This is a genomic window from Roseicella aerolata, assembly GCF_020523605.1.
In the GTDB taxonomy this organism is placed as follows: domain Bacteria; phylum Pseudomonadota; class Alphaproteobacteria; order Acetobacterales; family Acetobacteraceae; genus Paracraurococcus; species Paracraurococcus aerolatus.
In genome coordinates this window covers 85,863-108,475 of record NZ_JAJAQI010000019.1, presented here as the reverse complement: position 1 = coordinate 108,475, position 22,613 = coordinate 85,863, and the positions used below count along the sequence as shown (strand labels likewise).

Annotated in this window: 19 protein-coding genes; 7 read left to right on the top strand and 12 right to left on the bottom strand. The window is 71.3% G+C overall.

The window, feature by feature from the left end:
- Positions 1–548: 548 nt before the first annotated feature.
- Together LHA35_RS14095 and LHA35_RS14090 are read right to left on the bottom strand one after the other, a co-directional pair.
- Positions 549–1,514 (bottom strand): tripartite tricarboxylate transporter substrate binding protein, encoded by a 966-nt coding sequence (locus LHA35_RS14095; RefSeq protein ID WP_226608910.1) that lies wholly within the window; start codon positions 1,512–1,514, stop codon positions 549–551.
- A gap of 83 nt (positions 1,515–1,597) precedes the next feature.
- A complete protein-coding gene (locus LHA35_RS14090) occupies positions 1,598–2,476 on the bottom strand; it encodes a LysR substrate-binding domain-containing protein (RefSeq protein ID WP_226608909.1) in 879 nt (292 codons plus the stop codon).
- Between the two features lie 135 nt (positions 2,477–2,611).
- On the opposite strand from LHA35_RS14090, the gene LHA35_RS14085 reads away from it, so the two are divergent.
- Positions 2,612–2,824: a DUF1127 domain-containing protein gene (locus tag LHA35_RS14085; protein ID WP_226608908.1), complete on the top strand. Its 213-nt coding sequence runs from the start codon at positions 2,612–2,614 to the stop codon at positions 2,822–2,824.
- A gap of 70 nt (positions 2,825–2,894) precedes the next feature.
- Here the strand turns inward: LHA35_RS14085 and LHA35_RS14080 are convergent, their stop codons facing one another.
- The 4 genes from LHA35_RS14080 to LHA35_RS14065 all read right to left on the bottom strand — a co-directional run bounded on the left by LHA35_RS14080 (position 2,895) and on the right by LHA35_RS14065 (position 6,191).
- On the bottom strand, positions 2,895–3,326 hold the full coding sequence (locus tag LHA35_RS14080) for an OsmC family protein (protein ID WP_226608907.1): 432 nt from the start codon (positions 3,324–3,326) through the stop codon (positions 2,895–2,897).
- A 71-nt stretch (positions 3,327–3,397) separates the two neighbouring features.
- Positions 3,398–4,018 (bottom strand): DUF4412 domain-containing protein, encoded by a 621-nt coding sequence (locus tag LHA35_RS14075; RefSeq protein WP_226608906.1) that lies wholly within the window; start codon positions 4,016–4,018, stop codon positions 3,398–3,400.
- 292 nt (positions 4,019–4,310) lie between these two features.
- Complete coding sequence (cysE, locus tag LHA35_RS14070; protein WP_226608905.1) at positions 4,311–5,006, bottom strand: serine O-acetyltransferase; 696 nt, start codon at positions 5,004–5,006, stop codon at positions 4,311–4,313.
- A 117-nt stretch (positions 5,007–5,123) separates the two neighbouring features.
- On the bottom strand, positions 5,124–6,191 hold the full coding sequence (locus LHA35_RS14065) for a cysteine synthase A (protein ID WP_226608904.1): 1,068 nt from the start codon (positions 6,189–6,191) through the stop codon (positions 5,124–5,126).
- Between the two features lie 158 nt (positions 6,192–6,349).
- Here LHA35_RS14065 and LHA35_RS14060 point away from each other — a divergent pair, with 158 nt between their 5' ends.
- From LHA35_RS14060 to LHA35_RS14035, 6 genes are all read left to right on the top strand, one after another.
- Positions 6,350–7,132: an ImuA family protein gene (locus LHA35_RS14060; protein WP_226608903.1), complete on the top strand. Its 783-nt coding sequence runs from the start codon at positions 6,350–6,352 to the stop codon at positions 7,130–7,132.
- A 218-nt stretch (positions 7,133–7,350) separates the two neighbouring features.
- The gene (locus LHA35_RS14055) at positions 7,351–8,877 is read left to right on the top strand and encodes a Y-family DNA polymerase (RefSeq protein ID WP_226608902.1); all 1,527 of its coding nucleotides are present in this window, start codon (positions 7,351–7,353) and stop codon (positions 8,875–8,877) included.
- A 43-nt stretch (positions 8,878–8,920) separates the two neighbouring features.
- On the top strand, positions 8,921–12,157 hold the full coding sequence (locus LHA35_RS14050) for an error-prone DNA polymerase (protein WP_226608901.1): 3,237 nt from the start codon (positions 8,921–8,923) through the stop codon (positions 12,155–12,157).
- A gap of 109 nt (positions 12,158–12,266) precedes the next feature.
- The gene (locus LHA35_RS14045) at positions 12,267–12,644 is read left to right on the top strand and encodes a DUF805 domain-containing protein (RefSeq protein WP_226608900.1); all 378 of its coding nucleotides are present in this window, start codon (positions 12,267–12,269) and stop codon (positions 12,642–12,644) included.
- 256 nt (positions 12,645–12,900) lie between these two features.
- Positions 12,901–13,353: a hypothetical protein gene (locus LHA35_RS14040; RefSeq protein WP_226608899.1), complete on the top strand. Its 453-nt coding sequence runs from the start codon at positions 12,901–12,903 to the stop codon at positions 13,351–13,353.
- 33 nt (positions 13,354–13,386) lie between these two features.
- Positions 13,387–13,944 carry a DUF2585 family protein gene (locus tag LHA35_RS14035; RefSeq protein ID WP_226608898.1) on the top strand — a complete coding sequence of 186 codons (558 nt, stop codon included), beginning with the start codon at positions 13,387–13,389 and terminating at the stop codon, positions 13,942–13,944.
- Positions 13,945–14,164: 220 nt separating this feature from the next.
- Here the strand turns inward: LHA35_RS14035 and LHA35_RS14030 are convergent, their stop codons facing one another.
- The 6 genes from LHA35_RS14030 to LHA35_RS14005 are packed head-to-tail and all read right to left on the bottom strand — an operon-like array spanning position 14,165 to position 22,610.
- A complete protein-coding gene (locus tag LHA35_RS14030) occupies positions 14,165–16,126 on the bottom strand; it encodes an acetyl/propionyl/methylcrotonyl-CoA carboxylase subunit alpha (protein WP_226608897.1) in 1,962 nt (653 codons plus the stop codon).
- 5 nt (positions 16,127–16,131) lie between these two features.
- Positions 16,132–17,739 (bottom strand): carboxyl transferase domain-containing protein, encoded by a 1,608-nt coding sequence (locus LHA35_RS14025; protein ID WP_226608896.1) that lies wholly within the window; start codon positions 17,737–17,739, stop codon positions 16,132–16,134.
- Entirely contained in the window at positions 17,736–18,911 is a 1,176-nt protein-coding gene (locus LHA35_RS14020) for an isovaleryl-CoA dehydrogenase (RefSeq protein WP_226608895.1), read from the bottom strand. Before LHA35_RS14020 ends, LHA35_RS14025 begins: the two co-directional genes overlap by 4 nt.
- Positions 18,911–20,536 carry an acyl-CoA synthetase gene (locus LHA35_RS14015; protein WP_226608894.1) on the bottom strand — a complete coding sequence of 542 codons (1,626 nt, stop codon included), beginning with the start codon at positions 20,534–20,536 and terminating at the stop codon, positions 18,911–18,913. Before LHA35_RS14015 ends, LHA35_RS14020 begins: the two co-directional genes overlap by 1 nt.
- A complete protein-coding gene (locus tag LHA35_RS14010) occupies positions 20,536–21,780 on the bottom strand; it encodes a phenylacetate--CoA ligase family protein (protein WP_226608893.1) in 1,245 nt (414 codons plus the stop codon). Before LHA35_RS14010 ends, LHA35_RS14015 begins: the two co-directional genes overlap by 1 nt.
- Positions 21,771–22,610, bottom strand: a complete 840-nt coding sequence (locus tag LHA35_RS14005) for an ABC transporter ATP-binding protein (RefSeq protein ID WP_226608892.1) — start codon at positions 22,608–22,610, stop codon at positions 21,771–21,773. The genes LHA35_RS14010 and LHA35_RS14005 overlap by 10 nt, the downstream gene beginning before the upstream one ends.
- Positions 22,611–22,613: the final 3 nt, after the last annotated feature.

Here is a 22,613-nt window from a genome sequence, read left to right as displayed (position 1 = left end):
CAAACCGAACAGAACCCACAGAGCAGAACACACCCACGGAAAGCCCACCACCCAGCCATCCCTCAACAAGGAATAACCAAACAGCAACGCATCCACTGAACGCGCTTCCAAAACCGGATGCAGTTTTGAATGAACAGCCAGCCAGCGAGCGCCGGATGGAAACCGCCTAGCAAGAGCCGCTTCCTGGCCGGAAAGACCAGTCCGTCAACCCCACACCCGACGGTAGTACCGCCTCATCAGCGGGCCGAAGATAATGGCGATTTCGCCACTCACCGTCAAGCCCCAACTGCGCTGCGATGGGCAGTCTCTACGCCCGCTGGCGGTCCGGGTCAACACCCAGAATCATGCTTTCACCGGCGGGTCGGAAGAAGGCCGGTTGTCTCCCCGGCCAGTGCCAACCGCCCCCAAGGAGCAGATATCCTGCCCCCCGAAGGCGCATCGCCAGCCCCAGAAGCGCGCATCCCCGGATACCCAAGGGCTACGCGGGCCCGGTCACGCGGAAGCCGCCCTGTGCCCCGCCGCTCCAGCCGCAGGCCGTCAGCCCCTGCTCAACTGTCCACCCGGATGTTGTTGTCCCGGATCACCCGCCCCCAGCGATCGATCTCGCGCGCCAGGAACTGCCGGCACTCCTCCGGCCCGGTCGCCTTCACATCGGCGCCCTGTTCCTCGATCTTGCTGCGCACCTCGGGATCGGCCAGCGCCTGACCCAGCGCCTCCTGCATCCGCCTCAGGATCGGCTCCGGCGTCCCGGCCCGGCCGAAGAAGGCCCACCAGGTCGGCGCCTCGAAGCCCGGGAAGCCCTGCTCGGCAAAGCTCTTCACTCCCGGCACATGCCGGCTCTCCCCGGCCGTCGTCACACCGAGCGGCTTCAGCGTCCCCGCCTTGATGTGCTGGCTGATGATGACGACGTTCGACATGAAGAGCGGCACCTGCCCCGCGATCGAATCCTGCAGGGCCGGCCCGCCGCCGCGATAGGGCACATGCACCAGGCTGAAGCCACCCTGCTGCTGCAGCAGCGTGGTCGAGACATGGGCCAGGCCGCCCACACCGGAACTCGCGTAGCTGATCGTGTCCGGCGCCGCCTTGGCTGCCGCCACCACCTCCTGGAAGGAGTTCCAGGGGGTGCTCTTGTGCGCCACCAGGGCCAGCGGCCCGGTCGCTACGAGGCTTACCGGCGCGAAGGCCTCCAGGGTCTTGTAGGGCAGCCGCAGCAGGGTCTGGTTGGTCGCCTCGTTGTCATAGGCGAGCATCCAGGTGGTGCCGTCCGCCGCCACCCGCGCCGCCTCGATCGCACCGATCGAGCCCGAGGCGCCGCCGCGGTTGTCGATCACCACCGGTCGGCCCAGCACCTCGGCCAGTTTCGGCTGGAAGATCCGGGCGATGGTGTCCGTCGAGCCGCCCGGCGGCCAGGGCACGATCAGCCGGATCGGCCGGTCCGGCCAGGACTGCGCCCGCAGGACGGAGGGGGCGGCAAGGCCCGCGGCCGTAAGGGCCAGCAGGGTACGACGGTGCATGGGCGATCCTTGTGAAGATCTTGTTTGCGGCCTGGAGAAAGATCGCGCGCAGATGGACCCAATTCCATCAACGCTCAAGCCCGTCAGGCCGCCTCCAGCGCCTCTCCGGTGCGGAAACTTTCCTCGATATGGCGCGCCAGCGCCTCCGCGACGGGCGTGCCGGGCCCGCGCAGCAGGCCGATGGCGAAATCGGGCAGTTCGGGCAGCCCCTCCTCCGCCCCCAGGCGCCGCACCCCCTCCGGCAGGGGGGAGGGCATGGCGACCGTGACGGCCAGCCCGGCCAGGGCCACCGCCAGGGAGCCCGAGAGCGAGGCCGAGGTATAGGCCATGCGCCAGGGCAGCCCCGCCCCCTCCAGCGCCTCGATCGCCGCACGCCGCCAGGAACAGCCGCCGCGCGCCAGCGCCACGGGCAACGGCCGGCGCCGCGCCACCTCCTCCATCCCCACCCAGAGCAGCGGCCCGCGCCAGAGCCAGCGCACCCGCTGGCCAGGCGGCTCATTGCCTTCCGAGAGCAGGGTCAGGTCCATCTCCCCCGCGGCCAGCCGCTCGACCAGCTCATTGGAGGGGGCGCAGATCACCTCCACCTGCACCGCCGGATGGCTCGCGGCATAGCGGGCGAGGATGCCGGGCAACCAGCGGATGGCATAATCGTCCGGCGAGCCGAGCCGGACCTCTCCGGCCACCTCCGGCTGACGGAAGCTCGCCACGATCTCGTCGTTCAGCGCCAGGATCCGCCGGGCCCGCTCCAGCAACCACTGGCCATGCGTCGTCGGCTCCACCCCACGGGCGCCACGCAGCAGCAGCGGCTGGCCGAGCATCTCCTCCAGCCTCCGGATCTGCATGGAGACGGCTGACTGCGTGCGGCCGACCGCCTGGGCGGCGCGAGTGAAGCTGCCGCCTTCAGCGATCAGGACGAAGCTGCGCAGCAGGTCGGGGTCGAGGCCGGGCGGCAGGGCGAGCATGGCGGCACCTCCTGCCCCTGCATATCAAGGACGCTGATGGATGGCGTCAATGCAATTCGTTTTTCTTATTTCACTCCCTTCCGCATCCTCCCCGGCCTGAGGAGCCCATCCTCGGGTCGAGAGAGGAGAACCCACATGGCGATCCGTAGCAGCAGCCTCACCTTCGGCCTCTGGCATGCCGCGCCGGCCAAGGCGCCGCGCCCGGGCCTCCGCGCCATGTGGCGCGCCATTCGCACCCGCCGTGAGCTCGCGGCCATGGACGACCGCATGCTGCGCGACATCGGCATCAGCCGGGCGGACGCGCTGCAGGAGGCGGACCGGTTGCCCTGGGACCTGACGCCGCGCTGAGCTGGAAGCAGGAATGCGGGGGAAGGCATTCCCCCGCGCTCCCAGTTATTTCTCCGGGTCTTGCACCCGGCTATTCCAGCGCGGCGTCCAGCGTGATGTCCGCGTTCAGGACCCGGCTGACAGGGCAGGTCGCCTTGGCATCCTCCGCGAGCTGCTGGAACTGCTCGGCCGAAACGCCGGGCACCTTGGCCTTCAGCGCCAGGGCGATCGCCTTGATGGACCAGCCGCCACCCTCCTGCTCCATGGTCAGCCGCGCCTCGGTCGAGAGGCGCTCCGGCGTCAGCCCCGCCCCCTGCAGCTTGAAGGCGAGCGCCATGGTGAAGCAGCCGGCATGCGCTGCGGCGATCAGCTCCTCCGGGTTGGTCCCCTGCCCGTCCCCGAACCGCGCGGTGAAGCTGTAGGGGGTCTCCTTCAGCGTGCCGCTCTGGGTCGTCAGCGCCCCCTTCCCCTCCTTGCCCGTGCCCTGCCACTGCGCGGTCGCGCTGCGCTTGATGCTCGCCATGTCTCGCTCCTCTCGGTGGCTCGGGGCGGCGGCGGCGCCATCCCGCGCATCCTCCAAAGCCCGCCGCCGGCCTAGCGTTGCACCGGCCAGCCTGCCGGCGGGATGAAGAGCGACGGGTCGAGCGGGCCGTACTCGATTCGCACCGCCTCCATGACCGAGACCATGCCCTGCCGCTGCGCGCGGCTCCGCAGCATCAGCCCATCCGCCGAGAGGCAAAGCTCCGTCGCCTCCTCCTCCGGCTCCTGCACCTCCCGCACCCGCCAGACCGTGCAGCCGAGGCCGGCAATGGTTTCCGTGCCATGCCGGGTCACGCGGAAACCCGGGTCGCGCGCCACCTCGGCCAGGTCCATCTCGTCATCGCTGATCGGCTGCTCCACCACCCGGCCGAACAGGCCATCCTGGCGATCGGTCGAGAACATGTATCGCCGCTTCGCCTGCGGGTCGGTGATGCCGACAAGGCCGGCATTCTCCTGCCGCTGCCGCCCCGTCGCGGCGGAGACCAGGATACGCAGCCGGTGCTCCATGCCAGGCACCGGCGCATCCGGCATGCGGTAGGTGATGGCGACGTCGCGCGCCGGCTTCAGCGGGGGCGGCGCATCCTGCGCCCGGGCGGGCAGCGCCATGATGGCGAGTGCGGCGACGAGCGGGGCCAGGCGCATGCCGGCAATCTCCAGCGGGGCGGGAAGCAGCACGCTCGGCCGGCATGGCGGATCGGGGCAAGCGGCAGCGGATCACGCCTTGGTGTCATGGCCGCAGGCGCCGCCGGATGCATGCCCGCCGGAGGAATGCGAGTCTCTCCAGCACCGCTTGGCCTGGCTGGCGCGCAGACGCCCCGCCCAGCCTCACCGCCAACCGGTCAGGTCCATCTTCGGCGCTCTGGCTTCCGGAGGATCGGGCGACCGGACCTGCGCCCGGCCCGACCGCCGCCGGGCGCAGGTCATGCCAGGGAGTGACGCCGCCGCATCCGGTTGGATCCGTGGCGCGCTACTCCGCCGCCGGCACGCCCGCCTGATGGCGCTTCAGCGTCGCCATCTCGGCACGCAGCGCCGCCACCTCGGCGCGGAGCGTGGCGATCTCCTCTCCCACCGGGTCGCAGGGCTGGTCGAGCAACCCGTAGCCCGGGCTCGGAGCCGGCGCCGCGCGGGCGGGCATGATGCGGTGCTCATGCGGCGGCCGGGCCGGGATGCCGATGACGGTCTCGCCCGCCGGCACCTCCGTCGCCACCACCGCATTGGCGCCGATGCGTGCGCCGTCACCAACCCGGATCGGGCCGAGCACCTGCGCGCCGGCCCCGATCGCCACGCCATCGCCGATCGTCGGGTGGCGCTTGCCGCCCGGGCCGGCACGGTTCGCCAGGCTGAGGCCACCGAGGGTGACGCCGTGATAGATCAGCACGTCGTCGCCGATCTCCGCCGTCTCGCCGATCACCACGCCCATGCCGTGATCGATGAAGAGCCGCCGGCCGATCCTGGCGCCCGGATGGATCTCGATCCCGGTGATGAAGCGGTTGGTGTGGGAAACGGCGCGCGCCAGCGCCTTGAAGCCACGGCGATAGAGCGCATGCGCCAGGCGATGCATGAGCACGGCCTGCAGCCCGGCATAACAGGTGACGGCCTCGAACCAGGTGGGCCTGGCCGGGTCGCGCTCCCGGATGGTGCGGGCGAGCTCGATGATCTCCATGGGCGCCTCACATGGGTTGCCGCGCCCGGGATACCCGCCGGGCACGGTACTCTTTCAGTCCCGCCCCTCCGGCCGGTCCCGCCCTTCGGCGATCCGGCCAGAGGCGGCACGCGACGGTCAGGCCAGCCAGGGCGGGACCGGCAGCCCCTTCTCCCGCAGGAATTCCGGGTTGAAGATCTTGCTCTGGTAGCGCGCGCCGCCATCGCAGAGGATCGTCACGATGGTGTGGCCCGGCCCCATCTGCCGCGCCAGCTTGATCGCCGCCGCCACATTGATGCCGGCGGAGCCACCGACCGAGATCCCCTCATGGAGCTGCAGGTCGAAGATCTGCTCCAGCGCCTCCGGGTCGGCCACCTGCAACGCGTCGTCGATGAAGGCGCGGCCGTGCTCCAGGTTGCCCGGCGCGGCGGTCGCCTGGCCGATACCCTCGGTGATCGAGTTGCCCTCGGCCTTCACCTCGCCGGTCTTGACCCAGGAATAAAGCCCGCTGCCCATCGGATCCGCCAGTACGATGCGCAGCGTCGGGTTCCGTGCCTTCAGCGCGCGGGCAACCCCGGTCAGCGTGCCGCCGGTGCCGCAGGCGCAGGTGAAGGCATCGACCTTGCCGCCGGTCTGCGTCCAGATCTCCGGCCCCGTCGTCGCCTCATGCATCGCGGCATTGGCAAGGTTGCCGAACTGGTTCGCCCAGATCACCCGCTCGCCCTTCGCCTCCAGCTCCTCAGCGATGCGGCGGGAGAAATTCACGTAATGGCCGGGGTCGCGCAGCGGCTTCGGATCCACCAGCCGGAGATCGGCGCCGATCATGCGGAGGAAGTCGAGCTTCTCCCGGCTCTGGGTATGCGGCACGACGATGATGGATTTGTAGCCGCGGGCGTTCGCCACCAGCGTCAGGCCGATGCCGGTATTGCCGGCCGTGCCCTCCACCACGATGCCCGGCTCCCCGGGGATGAGCTGCCCGCGGGCCTCGGCATCCTCGATGATCCCGAGCGCGGCGCGGTCCTTCACGCTGCCGCCGGGCTGCATGAACTCCGCCTTGCCGAGGATCTCGCACCCCGTCGCGGCGCTGGCGCGGCGCAGCCGGATCAGCGGCGTGTTGCCGACGGCGCCGGCGAAGCCGTCCACCACATGGCTCCCGGGGGCAGTCGGGGCGGCATCCGGAGTCGGGGCGGTCGGTTGGGCGCTCATGGGTCCTCCACTCTTGCCGTGATCTGCGGCTGTCCGGGCCCGGGATTCAAGGGTCTTCCGCGCATTCCTGCCCTGCACCCATGAACCCGCATGCGCCTTCCCTGCGGGTAACGCTTGACCTGCCCCGGTGCGCTACAGGAACATAGAATGAACACGCCATGATGCACCCCGACGATTCCCTTCCTGGCCATGCCATCGACCGCCCCGCGCTGCTGGCAGCGCTGCGCGCCCGTCTCGCCCAGCTGGACCGCAGCGACGGCACACGCGCCGGGGGCGAGGGCGTGCCGCTGTGCGACGCCATCGACCACCACCTGCCCGGCGGCGGCTTGGCGCGTGCGGCGGTGCATGAGGTGCTGGCGGCCGATGCCGGCGCCGCGGCGGGGTTCTGCGCGCTCATCCTGGCGCGGTCCAGGGGCAGCGTGCTGTGGATCGCGCCCGAGCCGGATGCCTGGCCGCCCGGCCTGGTGCGCTTCGGCCTCTCGCCCGCAGATCTTGTCCTGGTGCAGGCGCCGCGGCGGCAGGATGCGCTCTGGGCCATGGAGGAGAGCCTGCGCTGCCCCGGCGTTGCCGGCGCGCTGCTGGCAGTGGATGCCCTGGACCTGACCGCGGCACGGCGGCTGCAACTGGCCGCCGAGGCGGGCGGCGCCATCGGCCTGCTGCTGCGCCCGGACAGCGAGGAAGAGGGCGGCGCAACCGCCGCGCTGACCCGCTGGCGCGTCGGCGCGCTGGCCGGCACCGGCAGCGCGCACGACCTGGGTGATCCGCGCTGGAGCCTGGAATTGCTGCGTTGCCGCGGCGGCAGGCCGCAGCGCTGGGACGTGACCTGGCGCCCCGCCGCGGAGCGGCTGGATCTGGATATGGCGGAGCGGCTGGATCCGGATGATGCGACGGAGGCTGAGCAGAAGGCGGTGCCGGCGCGCGGGAGGCACCGTGCACGATGAGGCGCCGTGTCTGTGGACCGCCGCGGCTCGGCACCGGGGGGCTCTGCTCCCCAGGCTCCCCGCCGGGGCCAGAGCCTGACCCTGACCCCCACCCTGAGCCATCCCCGGAGAGGAGGACCCCGGCAGGGTCCTCCTCTCCGGGGATGTCACCGATACAGGGGCCCGGGGGCCGGTTTGGTCCCCGGCGGGGGGACGAGGAAGGCAACGCCCCCCTCGGCATGCGCCGCATCGCCGCGCTGCACCTGCCGCTGCTGCCCATTGAGCGCCGGCGCCTGAGCGGCGCGGCCGCCGTCTGGACCACCCAAGGCAGCCGGCGACGGCTCATCGCGGTCAGCCCGGAGGCCGCAGCCGCCGGCCTGCGCGCCGGCCAAGCGCTGGCGGATGCGCAGGCCATCCTGCCGGAGCTTGTGCTGCACCCGCATGCGCCGGAGGCGGATGCCGCCTGGCTGCGGCGGCTGGCCTATTGGGCGCTTTGCATCACGCCGCTGCCGGCGCTTGACCCGCCGGACGGGCTGCTGCTGGACGTGACCGGTGTCGCGCATCTGCATGGCGGCGGGGCACCCCACGAAGCCTCGCTTCGCGGGGACCCCGGCGAGGAAGCACTGCGCCGCACGCTGGTGACACGCTTCGCCCGTGCCGGCATCACGGTCCACGCCGCCATTGCCGGCACGGCGGAGGCGGCGTCCGGGCTGGCGCGCATGGGCATCGGGATCGTCGTGCCGCCGGGCGAGGAGGCAAGCGCCATCGCCCCCCTGCCCCTGCACGCGCTGCGGCTGCCACCCTCGACCATCAGCGCATTGCACCGGCTGGGACTGCGCCGCATCGGCGACCTGCTGCGCCAGCCGCGCGGGCCACTGGCAAGGCGCTTCGGCGCGGCCTTGCCGGCGGTGCTGGATGCCGCGACCGGCACCCGCCCGCGGCCGCTCCGCCCGCTGCGCCCGCCGCCGGACTTCCTGGCTGCGCGGGACTTCCTGGAGCCGGTGGTGACGCGGGAGGCGGTCGACGCGACCCTGGCCCTGCTGCTGCCGGCGCTCTGCCGGCAATTGGCGGAGGCCGGCCAGGGCGCGCGGCGCTTCGTGCTGCGGGCCTTCCGCGTGGATGGCGCGGTGCAGACGGTGGCGATCGGCACCGGCCTGCCTTCCCGCGACCCGCGCCATGTCGCGCGGCTGTTCCGCGAGAGGCTGGAGCGGCTGGAACCCGGCTTCGGCTTCGAGCGCCTGGTGCTGGAGGCGCGCGCGACCGCGCCGCTCGCCGCCGCGCAGGTCTCGCTGCCCGGGGAGGGCCATGCGTCACCCGACATGCGGCGGCAGGCGCTGGCGGAACTGCTCGACCGCCTGGTGCAGCGGGTCGAGGTCTGGCGCCCTGCGCCGCGCGCCAGCCATTGGCCGGAACGCGCCACCTGGCGCGTCGGGCCTTTCGAGAGCGTGCAGATCCCGCCCGGCTGGCCCGGCAGCGGCCCGCGCCCGGTGCGGCTGCTGCGCCGCCCCCTGCAGCTCTCGGCCGTCGCGCTGCTGCCGGATGCGCCGCCCTCCCTGCTGCGGCTCGGCCGCACCTCCTGGCGGGTGACGCGGGCGGAGGGGCCGGAGCGCATCGCCCCGGAATGGTGGCGGGAGCGGCCGGACCGGCCCTTCCGCGACTACTACCGGGTGGAACTGGCCTCGGGCGCGCGGCTCTGGGTCTGCCGCCCGGGCGTCGCGGTGCCGGGGGAGCCGGTGACATGGTGGCTGCATGGGCGGTTCGCATGAGTCCAGGGCCGGAGGCCCTTGGACCCCTTGAGGCCGCCCGGCGATGAGCGGGTTCGCCGAGCTGGCCGCGGTGTCGAATTTCACCTTCCTCGAAGGCGCCTCGCATCCGCAGGAGCTGGTTGCGCAGGCCAGGGCGCTGGGCCATGCCGCCATCGGCATTGCCGACCGCAACAGCTTCGCGGGCCTGGTGCGCGGGACCGTGGCCGCGAGGAAGGAAGGCATCCGCTTCGTCCCGGGCGCACGCGTGGCGCTGGCGGACGGCACCGAGTATCTCGCCTGGCCGGCGGACCGCGCTGCCTATGGCCGGCTCGCCAGCCTGCTCTCCGAGGGCCGCATGCAGGCGCCGAAAGGCGAGTGCCATATCCCGCGCGAGGCACTGATCGCCGCGGCCGAGGGCATGGTACTCGCGCTCATCCCCCCCGATGCCCCGGATGAGGTCTTCGCCCAGCGCCTGCGACGTGATGCTGCCGCCCTGCGCCGCAGCCTCGCCCTGCCGCTCTTCTGCGCCGCCCGGCACCGTTTCCGCGGCGACGACCGCAAGCGGCTGGACCGCCTGGCCGCGATGGCCGGCGCTGCCGGCGTGCCGCTGCTCGCCGCCGGCGCCACGCGCTACCATGTGCCGGAGCGACGGCGTCTGGCCGATATCCTCACCGCCATCCGCCTCCGCACCACCATCGATGCACTGGGCTATGCCGCGGAGCACAATGCCGAGGCGCATCTGAAGCCTGCCGCCGAGATGCGGCGCCTCTTCGCCGGGCATGAGGATGCGGTGGAGGCCACGCTGCGCGTCGCCAGGGCCTGCCGCTTCTCCTTGCACGAGCTCGCCTATGAATACCCGGACGAGATCCTCGATCCCGGCCTGACGCCGCAGCAGACCCTGGAGAGGCGGGTGACGGAGGCCGCCGCGGCGCGCTGGCCGGAGGGCGTGCCGGCGAAGGTCGCCGCCCAGCTCGGCCACGAGCTGCGCCTGATCGAGGGGATGGGCTACGCGCCCTATTTCCTGACGGTGCACGAGATCGTCCGCTTTGCCGAGCAGGAGGGCATCCTGTGCCAGGGCCGCGGCTCGGCCGCGAATTCCGCCGTCTGCTATGTGCTGCGCATCACCTCCGTCGATCCCGGCAAGCACGACCTGCTCTTCGAGCGCTTTATCAGCGCCTCGCGCAACGAGCCGCCCGATATCGACGTCGATTTCGAGCATGAGCGGCGGGAGGAGGTGATCCAGCACATCTACCGCCGCTACGGCCGCGACCGCGCTGCCATCGCCGCCACCGTGATCCGGTTCAGGGATCGCAGCGCGATCCGGGAAGTCGGCAAGGCCATGGGCCTGTCGGAGGACGTGACCGGGCGGCTGGCGAAATCCGTCTGGGGCGCCGGCGGTGCCTCCATCGCCGCCATCGCCGCCGACCATGGGCTGGACCCCGGGGGCGATCCGCGGCTGCGCATGGCCTGCGAGCTGGCCGAGGAGCTGATCGGCTTCCCCCGCCACCTCGCGACGCATGTCGGCGGCTTCGTCATCACCCGCGGGAGGCTGACGGAGCTCGCCGTGGTGACCCGGGCGGCCATGGCGGGCCGCCACACCATCGAATGGGACAAGGACGACATCGAGGCGCTGCGGATCCTGAAGGTGGATGTGCTCGGCCTTGGCATGCTCACCTGCATCCGCCGCGCCTTCGCGCTCATCGCCCGGCATGGCGGCCCGGCGCTGACCCTGCAGGCGGTGCCGCAGGACTGCGCGGAGACCTATGCCATGCTGCGCCGCGCCGACTCCCTGGGTGTCTTCCAGGTGGAGAGCCGGGCGCAGATGAACATGCTGCCCCGGCTGCGGCCGTCCAAATTCTATGACCTGGTCATCGAGGTGGCGATCGTCCGCCCCGGCCCGATCCAGGGCGATATGGTCCACCCCTATCTGCGGCGGAAGAACGGGGAGGAGGACGTCACCTATCCCTCCCCCCTCCTCGAACCGGTCCTCCGGAAGACGCTCGGCGTGCCGCTCTTCCAGGAGCAGGCGATGCAGATCGCCATCACCGGCGCCGGCTTCACCCCGGCCCGCGCCGACGAGTTGCGCCGCGCCATGGCCACCTTCCGCCATGTCGGGACCATCTGGCAGTTCCAGCAGGAATTCGTCGCCGGCATGGTAAGGAACGGGGTGAGGAGGGAATTCGCCGACCGCTGCTTCCGCCAGATCGAGGGCTTCGGCACCTATGGCTTCCCGGAAAGCCATGCCGCGGCCTTTGCCCAGCTCGTCTATGTCTCCGCCTGGATCAAGCGCTGGCACCCGGCCGCCTTCGCCTGCGCCCTGCTGAACAGCCAGCCCATGGGCTTCTACGCCCCGGCGCAGATCGTGCGGGACGCACGGGAGCATGGCGTGCCTGTGCTGCCGATCGATGTGCTGCACAGCGAGTGGGACTGCACGCTGGAGCCCGATCCCCGCAGCACCGGCGGCCTCGCGCTGCGGCTCGGCCTGCGGCAGGTGCAAGGCATGGGCGAGGCCGCCGCGCAGCGGATCGCCGCGGCACGGCCGGCGCGGTCGCTGGCCGACCTGGTGCGGCGCGCCGCGATCGATCGCGGGACGGTGGAGCGGCTGGCGGAGGCCGATGCCTTCCGCTCCCTGGGGCTGGATCGCCGCGCCGCCTTGTGGGAGGCGGCGGCGGTGGAGGCGCCGGCCCCATTGCAGGGCGAGTTGTTCGAGCCCTCACCCAGCCTGCCAGGCGCCACGGCCGGCGAGGAGACGGTGCTGGACTATACCAGCACCGGCCTCTCGCTCCGCCACCACCCGCTGGCCCTGCTGCGCCCCGTGCTGGAGACCGAGAAACTGGCCGATACCCGCATGCTGAACACGGCGAGGCGCGGCACCTGGCTGCGCCTGCCCGGCCTGGTGCTGGTGCGCCAGCGCCCGGGCAGCGCCAGGGGCGTGGTCTTCTTCACCGTGGAGGACGAATGGGGCGTGGCGAACCTGGTCCTCTATCCCGACCTGGCGCGCGAGTTCCGCGCCACGGTGGTGACGGCACGGCTGGTGGTGGCGGAGGGCCGCGTCGAGCGGCATGAGGCCGCGGTTCCCGTCATCCACCTGATCGTGCGGCGGCTGATTGACCGTTCCGAATTGCTGGCCGGCCTCGCCGCCCTGGACGACCCGGCGCACGCCCCCTGGCGCAAGGCGCTGGCCCGCGCCGATGAGGTGGAGCGGCCGGACCTGCGCGGCGACCCATCATCCCGCAAGGCTGCGCCGCACGGCGCCCCTGTCCCGCGGGTGAGACTGCCGCCGAGCCGGGACTTCCACTGACCCCGCCGGTGCCCGGCCACATCACGGGCCGGTGTCCTCTCCTCGCCTTGTCGCCGGCCGATCCCCCATGGTTCCCTTTCCGGCACAGCCGCCTCGATCGGAGAAGGCCGTGGGCTTCCAGGACGCCGTCGCCACCTGTTTTCGCAAATATGCGGATTTCACCGGCCGGGCCCGCCGTTCCGAATATTGGTGGTTCTTTCTCTTCAACCTGCTGATGCAGATTGCTACCGGGCTGGTCGATGCCGTGCTGTTCGGCGCCGAGGGGCAGGGCCTGATCAATCTCCTCTACGGCCTGGGCGTGTTGCTGCCGGGCATCGCGGTCGGGGCACGCCGATTGCACGATATCGACCGCAGCGGCTGGTGGCTGCTGCTGATCTTCGTCCCGCTGGTCGGCTTCATCCTGCTGCTGGTCTGGTTCATCCGCCCCGGCGATGCCGGGCCGAACCGCTTCGGTCCGGACCCCAGGACGGACCGCGGACGGGCGTGAGCGAGGCACCCTCGCAACTCTGGTGGTGCAAGGTGAGCGGGGCCCCCTTCGCCCGGGAACGTGGATCCGCCCTGCAACCAATGGCCCGCAGCGGATAGGCGTTCGGTCCCGGACGCAAGCCGCTGCAGGGCGGGCACCGGTTTCGGCGCACCCGGCCCGGCCTGACCGGACGCGGCCTGGCCTCAAGGCCAGGCCGGTGCATTGCCATTTGCGAGTCAGTCGCATTTGCGATAAGCCTGCAGTCAGGAGGACCCCGATGGCGACCCATGGACTTCCCGCCTGGCCCTGGGCCGGCACCCCCGCCGAGGACCTGCCGCCGCCTGAGCGCCTGCTGCTGGACGGCGCCCGCCTCTGGGCCGCCGCGGCGCGAGAGGGGCACCCGCCCCTCCCCGCCCCGCGCCTGCCCTTCATTGCGGAGGGCGCCGAAGCGGCCCTTCTGCCGCTGGATGCGCTGATGCGGGCCCTCAGCGGTGCGCTGCTGCCCGCCTGCCCGCTCTGCCCCTGCGTCGTGCCGCAGGAGGCCAGGCTCCTGCTCGGCTGCGCCTTGATCCAGCGCGGTGCGCGGCGGGAGGCATTGGCGCTGCTACTGCACCACCTGCCGCCCGCCGCCGCCTATGCCGTGATGCCGGCCGCCATCCATCTCGGCCTCGCCTTCGGCCGCGCCGGACTGCTGCTGCGCAACCCGCTGCGCCCCGTGCAGCGCGGATAGCAAGACGCGGACAAACCGTTCCAGACTGCGGCCATGCCCGCCCGGACCTGGCCGATTCTCGGCCTGCTGCTCATCCTCGCCGCCGCCGCGATCGAGCTTGCCATGGGGCGGGAGCCCTGGTGCCGTTGCGGCACCATCCGGCTCTGGCAGGGCGAGGTGAACAGCCCGGAGAATTCGCAGCAGATCGCCGACTGGTACACCCCGTCGCACATCGTGCACGGGCTGATCTTCTACGCCGCCCTCGCGCTCACACTGCCGCGCCTGCCGCTCGGCCTTCGCGCGCTGATCGCCCTGCTGGTCGAGGTGGCCTGGGAGCTCATCGAGAACACCGATGCGGTGATCGAGCGCTACCGCGCCGCGACCATCGCGCTCGACTATTACGGCGACAGTGTCCTCAACTCCGTCAGCGACATGCTGGCCATGCTGCTGGGTTTCTGGCTGGCGGCCAGGCTGCCGGCCTGGGCCTCGGTGCTCCTTGGCCTCGGGCTGGAACTGCTGGCGCTGGCGGTGATCCGGGACAACATGGCGCTGAATGTGCTGATGCTGCTCCATCCGCTGGAGGTGGTCAGGGCGTGGCAGGCGGGTGGCTGATGCCGGGCCGGCCAGCATGCACCACGAGGCATCCGGCGCTCGAGGCAGGACATGCGGCAGCATGTCCCGCGCCAGGTGTGAGTGGATCCACTCACGCAGCGCCCGCTCCATAGCGGATTGGCGGGCAGGTTTGAACGCCAATCCGGCGCAGGTCACTGGCTAAAGAACCGGGTAATGCTCCAGGGTCTTCACGCCGCGCCGCGAACCGCTCCAGCGCGGCCTATTCGGCCGCCGCGAGCGTCACGATCTCCGTCCCCTCCTCCACCGTCTCGCCGGCGGCGCATCCGATATGCGCCACCACGCCATCGGCCGGGGCGGTGATGCGGAGCTCGGTCTTCATCGCCTCCAGCACCGCCAGCACCTGGCCGCGGGTGACGCTCTCGCCTTCCGCCACCAGCACCTGCACCACGCGGCCGGGAATGGGGGCGGAGAGCCGTCCCTGCGCCGCGGCCTCGCCGCCCGGCGGGGCGTAGGGGTCGAGCAGACGGAGCGTCCAGGCGCCCTCCGGCAGCAGGACCTGCACGGCATCGCCGTCGCGCAGGACCGGGATCCGGTGAACGGCATCGCCGAGCGTCACCTGCAGCGCGCCGTCGAGGCGGCGACCGGCGAGCAGGGTCTCCGCGCCGTCGAGCGCCACGCGCCAGCCGGCGCCGGCATGGGTCAGGCGCAGCCGGTGCCTCGCCTCCCCATCCGCCAGCAGCAGGAGCTGCGAGCCGCCCCCCTGCAGCCGCCAGCCATCGTGCCGCTCCCAGGGATCCGCCACGGCGTCCGCCTCGGGCAGCAGCGCCTCCAGCGCCGCTGCAGCCAGGGCGAGCGGCGGCGCGGGGCGGGCGGGCGGCTGGAGATCGGCGGCGAAGCGCGCGGCGAAGCCGGTATCGAGTTCCATGGCCCGCATGGCCGGATGGGCGGCGAGGCGCTGCAGGAAGCCGAGATTGCTGGTGATGCCGGCGATCCGGCACTCCCCGAGCGCCGCGCCGAGTCGCGCCAGCGCCACCTCCCGGTCCGGCCCCCAGGCGACCAGCTTGGCGATCATCGGGTCGTAGAAGGGGGTGATGGCATCACCCTCCTGCACGCCGCTCTCGATCCTGAGGTCGGCGGCCGGCGCCGGCAGCACGAATCGCCGCAGAGGTCCGGTCGATGGGCGGAAATCCTGTGCCGGATCCTCGGCATAGAGGCGGACCTCCACGCTGTGGCCCCGCGGCGCCGGTGCTTCCCGCAGCGGCAGGGGCTCGCCGGCGGCGATGCGGAGCTGCCACTCCACCAGGTCAAGGCCGGTGACCATCTCCGTCACCGGATGCTCCACCTGCAGGCGGGTGTTCATCTCCATGAAGAAGGCGTCCTCGCCTTCCACGATGAACTCCACAGTGCCGGCCGAGACATAGCCGACGGCGCGGGCGGCGGCGATGGCGGCCTCATGCAACCGGGCGCGCAGCGCGGGCGAAAGGTCGGGGGCCGGCGCCTCCTCCAGCACCTTCTGGTGGCGGCGCTGCACGGAGCAGTCGCGGGTGTGGAGATGGATGGTGTGGCCCTGGGTGTCGGCGAAGACCTGCACCTCCACATGGCGAGGCTTCTGCAGGTAGCGCTCCAGCAGCACGCGGTCGTCGCCGAAGGCGGCCTTGGCCTCCCGCCGCGCGCCGGCGAGTTGCGCCGGGAAATCCTCGGCCTTGAGGACCGGGCGCATGCCCTTGCCGCCGCCCCCGGCGCTGGCCTTGATCAGCACGGGGAAGCCGATGCGCGCGGCCTGGTGGGCGAGATGCGCCTCCTCCTGCTCCTCCCCGTGATAGCCGGGGACGATGGGGACGCCGGCCTGCTCCATCAGGCGCTTGCTCTCGGCCTTGCTGCCCATGACACGGATGGCGGCGGGCGGCGGGCCGACGAAGGCGATGCCGGCTTCGGCGCAGGCCTCGGCGAAATCGGCATTCTCCGACAGGAAGCCGTAGCCGGGATGGATCGCCTCCGCCCCGCTGGCGCGGGCCGCGGCGAGGATGCGGTCGATCCGCAGATAGCTCTCGGCGGCGCGGGCCGGGCCGATCAGGTGCGCCTCGTCGGCCATCGCCACATGCTGGGCCTCGGCGTCGGCCTCGGAGAAGACGGCGACGGTGCGGAGGCCCATCCGGCGCGCGGTGCGGATGATGCGGCAGGCGATCTCGCCGCGATTGGCGATGAGGAGGGTGCGGAACATGGCCGTCACATCCGGAAGACGCCGAAGCGCGTGGCGGGGATCGGCGCATTGGCCGCGGCGGCGAGGCCAAGGCCCAGCACGTCCCGCGTCAGGGCGGGGTCGATGATGCCGTCATCCCAGAGCCGGGCAGTGGCGTAATAAGGCGACCCTTGGGCCTCGTACTGGGCACGGATGGGGGCCTTGAACGCCTCCTCCTCCTCCGCCGGCCAGGTCCTGCCCGCGGCCTCCAGATTGTCGCGCCGCACGGTCGCCAGCACGCTCGCCGCCTGCTCCCCGCCCATGACGGAGATGCGGCTGTTCGGCCAGGTGAAGAGCAGCCGCGGCGAATAGGCCCGGCCACACATGCCGTAATTGCCCGCGCCGAAGCTGCCGCCGATGATGACGGTGAATTTCGGCACGCTGGTGGTGGCGACGGCGGTGACCAGCTTGGCGCCATCCTTGGCGATGCCGCCCGTCTCGTATTTCCGGCCGACCATGAAGCCGGCGATGTTCTGCAGGAAGACCAGCGGGATGTTGCGCTGGCTGCAGAGCTCGACGAAATGCGCGCCCTTCAGCGCCGATTCCGAGAACAGGATGCCGTTGTTGGCGATAATCCCGACCGGGCGGCCCCAGATGCGGGCGAAGCCGCAGACCAGGGTGGTGCCGTAGCGGGCCTTGAACTCGTCCAGTTCCGAGCCGTCCACGATGCGCGCGATCACCTCCCGCACGTCATAGGGCTGGCGGACATCCTGTGGGATGATGCCGTGCAGCTCCGCCGGGTCGTAGCGCGGCGGCACGGGGGCGGTGAGGTCGGAGCCCGGCGGTCGCGTCGGCGCCAGATGGCCGATGATGCGCCGGGCGATGCCGAGAGCGTGCATGTCATCCGCGGCGAAATGGTCGGCGACGCCCGAGAGGCGGGTATGAACATCCGCGCCGCCCAGATCCTCGGCGCTCACCACCTCGCCCGTCGCCGCCTTCACCAGCGGCGGGCCCGCCAGGAAGATGGTGCCCTGGTTGCGGACGATGATCGCCTCGTCGCACATCGCCGGCACATAGGCGCCGCCGGCGGTGCAGCTGCCCATCACCACCGCGACCTGCGGGATGCCGAGCGAGGACATGGTGGCCTGATTGTAGAAGATCCGGCCAAAATGGTCCCGGTCCGGGAAGATCTCGTCCTGGTTCGGCAGGTTGGCCCCGCCGCTATCCACCAGGTAGAGGCAGGGCAGCCGGTTCTGCAGCGCCACCTCCTGCGCCCGCAGATGCTTCTTGACGGTGATCGGGTAGTAGGTGCCGCCCTTCACCGTGGCGTCGTTGGCGACGATGACGCATTCGCGGCCGGCGACGCGACCGATGCCGGTGATCATGCCGCCCGCCGGCACCTCTCCTCCATGCATGCCATGGGCGGCCAGCGGCGAGAGTTCGAGGAAGGGCGCGCCGGGGTCGAGCAGGCGCTCGACGCGCTCGCGCGGCAGCAGCTTGCCGCGCGAGAGGTGGCGCTGGCGCGAGGCCTCGGGGCCGCCCTGCGCCGCCTCGGCGGTGCGCTCGGCCAGTTCCGCCAGCAGCCCGCGCATCTGCGCGGCATTGGCGCGGAATTCGGCACCGCGGGTGTCGATGCCGGAGGTGAGCGCGCTCATGCGGTCTCGCGGAACAGTTCGCGGCCGATCAGCATGCGGCGGATCTCGCTGGTACCGGCGCCGATCTCGTAGAGCTTGGCATCACGCAGCAGGCGCCCCGTCGGCGTGTCGTTGATATAGCCCATACCGCCCAGGATCTGGATGGCGTCGAGCGAGATCTTCGTCGCCGCCTCCGCGGCATAGAGGATGGCGCCGGCGGCGTCCTTTCGCGAGGCCTGGCCGCGGTCGCAGGCGCGGGCCACGGCATAGACATAGGCCCGGCAGGCATTCAGCGCCGTGTACATGTCGGCGACCTTGCCCTGGATGAGCTGGAACTCGCCGATCGGCTGGCCGAACTGCTTTCGTTCATGGATATAGGGCACCACCACATCGAGCGCAGCCTGCATGATGCCGAGCGGACCCGCCGCCAGCACCGCGCGCTCGTAGTCGAGGCCCGACATCAGGACGCGCACGCCCTCGTTCACCTTCCCGAGGACGTTCTCCTCCGGCACCTCGCAATCCTCGAAGACCAGTTCCGAGGTCGGGGAGCCGCGCATGCCGAGCTTGTCCAGCTTCTGCGCCGGGCGGAACCCCTTGAAGCCCTTCTCGATCAGGAAGGCGGTGATGCCGCGCGGCCCGGCCTCCGGATCGGTCTTGGCATAGACCACCAGCGTCTCGGCGTAATGCGCATTGGTGATCCAGAGCTTGGTGCCGTTCAGGACGTAGCGGTCGCCGCGCTTCTCGGCACGCAGCTTCATGGAGACGACGTCGGACCCCGCGCCCGGCTCGCTCATCGCCAGCGCCCCAAGATGCTCGCCGCTGATCAGCTTCGGCAGGTAGCGGCGCTTCTGCTCCTCCGTGCCGTTGCGGCGGATCTGGTTGACGCAGAGATTGGAATGCGCGCCGTAGGAGAGGCCGACCGAGGCGCTGGCCCGGCTCACCTCCTCCATCGCCACGCAATGGGCGAGGTAGCCCATATTGGATCCACCCCATTCCTCCTCCACGGTGATGCCGTGCAGGCCGAGCGCGCCCATCTCCGGCCAGAGATGGCGGGGAAATTCGTCGGTGCGGTCGATCTCGGCGGCGATGGGCGCGATGCGCGCATCGGCGAACCCTTTCACGCTCTCGCGCAGCATGTCGATCTCGTCGCCGAGGCCGAAATCAAGGCTGGGGATGGTGACATTGCCGGGCATCAGTGGCTTCCCTGCGTCATGCGCCTGCGCAGCTCCCCGCGCATCACCTTGCCGGTGGCGGTCAGCGGCAGCGCGTCCTGGAAGATGACCTGCCGCGGGTAGGAATGCGCGGCGAGGCGGGTTTTCACATGGCTCTGCAACTCGGCGGCCAGCGCCGCATCCGCCGCGACACCGGGCGCCGGCACGACCACGGCCGTCACCGCTTCCGTCCGCAACGGGTCCGGCAGGCCGATGACAGCCGCCATGGCGACGGAGGAGTGGCGCAGCAGACAGTCCTCGATCTCGCCGGGCCCGATGCGGTAGCCAGCGGAGGTAATGACATCGTCGTCGCGGCCGACGAAGCGGAACCACCCTTCCTCGTCCTGCACGCCCTGGTCGCCGGTCAGCAGCCAGTCCCCGGCGAATTTGGTCGCCGTCGCCTCCGGGTTGTTCCAGTAGCCCAGGAACATGACCGGGTCCGGCCGCCGCACCGCGATGGTGCCGATCTCGCCGGGCGGCAGCGGATGCCCCGCCGCATCCACCACTGCCACCTCATGCCCCGGCACGGCTCGGCCCATCCAGCCCGGCCGCGCCGGCATGAGGGCGCCGCAGGAGGAGACGACCAGGTTGCATTCCGTCTGGCCGTAGAATTCGTTGATGGTCACGCCAAAGGTGCTGCGGCCCCAGTCCAGCAGTTCCGCCCCCAGCGTCTCCCCGCCGCTGCCGATGCTGCGCGGGCGGGCGCCGAAGCGTGCGGACTCCGGCACCGCGCGCATCATCTTCAGCGCGGTCGGAGGCAGGAAGGCGTTGCGCACGCCGTGTTCCGCCATCAGGCGCAGGGCGAATTCCGGATCGAATTTCGCCATGCGATGCGCCAGCACCGGCACGCCGTGATGCAGGCTCGGCAGCAGCACGTCGAAGAGGCCACCGATCCAGGCCCAGTCCGCCGGGGTCCAGAACAGGTCGCCGGGCTGGGGGAAGAGATCCTGCGGCATCTCGACGCCCGGCAGATGGCCGAGCAGCACGCGATGCGCATGCAGCGCCCCCTTCGGCGCGCCGGTTGTGCCAGAGGTATAGATGATGACGGCCGGATCGTCCGCCGCCGTGTCCTCCGGCGTGAAGCCGTCCGAGGCGCGTGCCATCTCGGCCCGCAGGTCGAGCGCCCCCTCCCCCGGCCCGTCGGCGCTCAGCACCAGCCGCAGCGCCGGCAGCCTGTCCCGCAGGCTGGCGAGCTTCGAGAGGCCGACCGCATCCGTCACCAGCGCCGCCGCACCGCTGTCGGCCAGGCGGAACTCCAGCGCCTGCTCCTGGAAGAGCTGGAACAGTGGCACCGCGATGGCGCCGAGCTTGGTGATGGCGAGGTGGGCAAGCGCAGCCTCCGGCACCTGCGGCAGCAGCACGCCGACGCGGTCGCCGCGGGCGATGCCATGCGCCCGCAGCATATTCGCCAGCCGGTTGCTGTCCGCCTTCAGCGCATCGAAGCTGATCCGCTCCAGCCTTCCATCCGCATGCAGATGCAGCAGCGCGGGCCGGCCGCTGCCATCCGCCCAGCAGTCGCAGCAATCGACGCCGATGTTGTAGTGATCCGGCACCCTCCACCGGAAGGCGGTGCGGATCGCCTCATAGCTCGCGCCGCGAGGCAGCATCAGGCGGGCACCGGCCGGGTGTCGTCGATGACCTTGCCGTCATTGGGCAGGGTCCCCGGCGGCACCAGCTCCACCAATCCGCGCAGCTTGGTCGCCGATTGCAGGGCAAGACCAAGCTTCTCGGTCAGCGCCTCATCCGCCGCCGGCGCCTCGGCGCGCAGCGTCATGACGTCGCGATCGCCATCGAGCGACACGACCAGCCTTGCGCGGCCGACGCCCGGCACGGCCCGCAGCACCTCGGCGACCTGCTCCGGCCGGACGAACATGCCGCGCACCTTAGCCGCCTGGTCGGCGCGGCCCATCCACCCCTTGATGCGGCGGTTGGTCCGGCCGCAGGGCGAGACGCCGGGCAGGATGGCGGAGAGATCACCGGTGGCGAAGCGGATCAGGGGATGGTGCGGGTTGAGGGTGGTAACCACCACCTCCCCCACCTCGCCATCCGGCACCGGGTCGCCGGTGCCGGGGCGGACGATCTCGACCACCACGCCCTCATCCAGGATCAGTCCCTCGCGCGCCTCGCTCTCATAGGCGATCAGGCCGAGATCGGCGGTGCCGTAGCTCTGCAGCACGGTCAGGCCGCGATCGGCATACCAGCCGCGCAATGAGGGCAGGTAGGCCCCGCCCGTGACATGGCCGAGCCTGAGCGAGGAAAGGTCGAGGCCCAGCTCGTCGCCCTTCTCCAGGATCGTCTTCAGGAAATCCGGCGTGCCGCTGTAGCAGCGCGGGCGAAGCTGTGCGGCGGCGCGCGCCTGCATCTCCGTATTGCCGGTGCCGGCCGGGAAGACCGGGCAGCCGAGGGCGCGGGCGCCGCCTTCCAGCATGCTGCCCGCCGGGGTGAAGTGGTAGGCGAAGCAGTTGTGCAGCAGCTCTCCGGTGCGCAGGCCGGTGGCGTGCAGCGCGCGAGCATAACGCCAGTAATCGGCGGTTGCCGCCTCCGGCTCCGCGATGGGCCCGGGCGAGATGAAGACCCGGGCAAGCTGAGCGAAGGCCGTGGCGACCACGCCGCCGAAGGGCGGGTCCTCCGCCTGGCGGCCGATCAGGGCCGATTTGCGCGTGACCGGCAGCGCCGTCAGCGCCGCGCGGGACACCACGGCCGCAGGATCGATCCCGGCCAGCGCCCGCGCATAATGCGTCGTATGGGCCCTGGCATGCGCCACCTGCCGCGGCAGCGCCTGCGCCAACGCCGCCTCGCGCTCATCCGCGCTGCGCGTCTCAAGCGCGTCGTAGAATTCGCCTAGAGCCACCGCTTCCTCCGCTTGTAGCTCTTGAGGTTCTTGAAGCTCTTCCGCTCGGCGCCATGGCCGCCGAGATAGAACTCCTTCACGTCCTCATTCGTCGCGAGCGCCTCGGCGGTGCCGTCCAGCACCACCTTCCCCTGCTCCATGACATAGCCGTAGGAGGCGACGGAGAGCGCCATGCGGGCATTCTGCTCCACCAGCAGGATGGTGATGCCCAACTCCTCGTTCAGCTTCCTGATGATGGAGAAGACCTCCTTCACCAGCAGCGGGCTGAGGCCCATGGAGGGCTCGTCCATCAGGATCAGCTTCGGCCGCGCCATCAGCGCGCGGCCGATCGCCAGCATCTGCTGCTCCCCGCCCGAGAGGTAGCCGGCCAGGCCGGTGCGCTCCTTCAGCCGCGGGAAGTAGGAATAGACCATGTCGATGTCGCGCTTCACCTCGTTGTCGGAACGGGTGAAGGCGCCGAGCCGGAGATTCTCCAGGCAGGTCATGTCGGCGATGAGCCGCCGGCCCTCCATCACCTGGAAGATGCCCTTGCGGACGATGAGGTGCGGATCGGTGCCGTCGATCCGCTCCCCGCCGAAACGTACCTCGCCGCGGGTGACCTCGCCCTCCTCGGTCTTGAGGAGGCCGGAGATCGCCTTCAGCGTGGTGGACTTGCCGGCCCCGTTGGCGCCGAGCAGGGCGACGATCCTGCCCTGCGGCACCGCGAGGGAGAGGCCGCGCAGCACCAGGATGACGTCGTTGTAGACCACCTCGATGTTGTTGACCTCGAGGAGCGGCGGCGCGGGGGCCACCGCGGGCGCCGTCACGGCAGTCTCCAGGGCCGCGCTCATCGG

What these genes read in the sequence shown, in the direction of transcription:
- LHA35_RS14095 (WP_226608910.1), bottom strand. Translation starts at nt 1,514, where the DNA reads ATGCACCGTCGTACCCTGCTGGCCCTTACGGCCGCGGGCCTTGCCGCC.
- LHA35_RS14090 (WP_226608909.1), bottom strand. Translation starts at nt 2,476, where the DNA reads ATGCTCGCCCTGCCGCCCGGCCTCGACCCCGACCTGCTGCGCAGCTTC.
- LHA35_RS14085 (WP_226608908.1), top strand. Translation starts at nt 2,612, where the DNA reads ATGGCGATCCGTAGCAGCAGCCTCACCTTCGGCCTCTGGCATGCCGCG.
- LHA35_RS14080 (WP_226608907.1), bottom strand. Translation starts at nt 3,326, where the DNA reads ATGGCGAGCATCAAGCGCAGCGCGACCGCGCAGTGGCAGGGCACGGGC.
- cysE (WP_226608905.1), bottom strand. Translation starts at nt 5,006, where the DNA reads ATGGAGATCATCGAGCTCGCCCGCACCATCCGGGAGCGCGACCCGGCC.
- LHA35_RS14065 (WP_226608904.1), bottom strand. Translation starts at nt 6,191, where the DNA reads ATGAGCGCCCAACCGACCGCCCCGACTCCGGATGCCGCCCCGACTGCC.
- LHA35_RS14060 (WP_226608903.1), top strand. Translation starts at nt 6,350, where the DNA reads ATGATGCACCCCGACGATTCCCTTCCTGGCCATGCCATCGACCGCCCC.
- LHA35_RS14055 (WP_226608902.1), top strand. Translation starts at nt 7,351, where the DNA reads ATGCGCCGCATCGCCGCGCTGCACCTGCCGCTGCTGCCCATTGAGCGC.
- LHA35_RS14050 (WP_226608901.1), top strand. Translation starts at nt 8,921, where the DNA reads ATGAGCGGGTTCGCCGAGCTGGCCGCGGTGTCGAATTTCACCTTCCTC.
- LHA35_RS14040 (WP_226608899.1), top strand. Translation starts at nt 12,901, where the DNA reads ATGGCGACCCATGGACTTCCCGCCTGGCCCTGGGCCGGCACCCCCGCC.
- LHA35_RS14035 (WP_226608898.1), top strand. Translation starts at nt 13,387, where the DNA reads ATGCCCGCCCGGACCTGGCCGATTCTCGGCCTGCTGCTCATCCTCGCC.
- LHA35_RS14030 (WP_226608897.1), bottom strand. Translation starts at nt 16,126, where the DNA reads ATGTTCCGCACCCTCCTCATCGCCAATCGCGGCGAGATCGCCTGCCGC.
- LHA35_RS14025 (WP_226608896.1), bottom strand. Translation starts at nt 17,739, where the DNA reads ATGAGCGCGCTCACCTCCGGCATCGACACCCGCGGTGCCGAATTCCGC.
- LHA35_RS14020 (WP_226608895.1), bottom strand. Translation starts at nt 18,911, where the DNA reads ATGCCCGGCAATGTCACCATCCCCAGCCTTGATTTCGGCCTCGGCGAC.
- LHA35_RS14015 (WP_226608894.1), bottom strand. Translation starts at nt 20,536, where the DNA reads ATGCTGCCTCGCGGCGCGAGCTATGAGGCGATCCGCACCGCCTTCCGG.
- LHA35_RS14005 (WP_226608892.1), bottom strand. Translation starts at nt 22,610, where the DNA reads ATGAGCGCGGCCCTGGAGACTGCCGTGACGGCGCCCGCGGTGGCCCCC.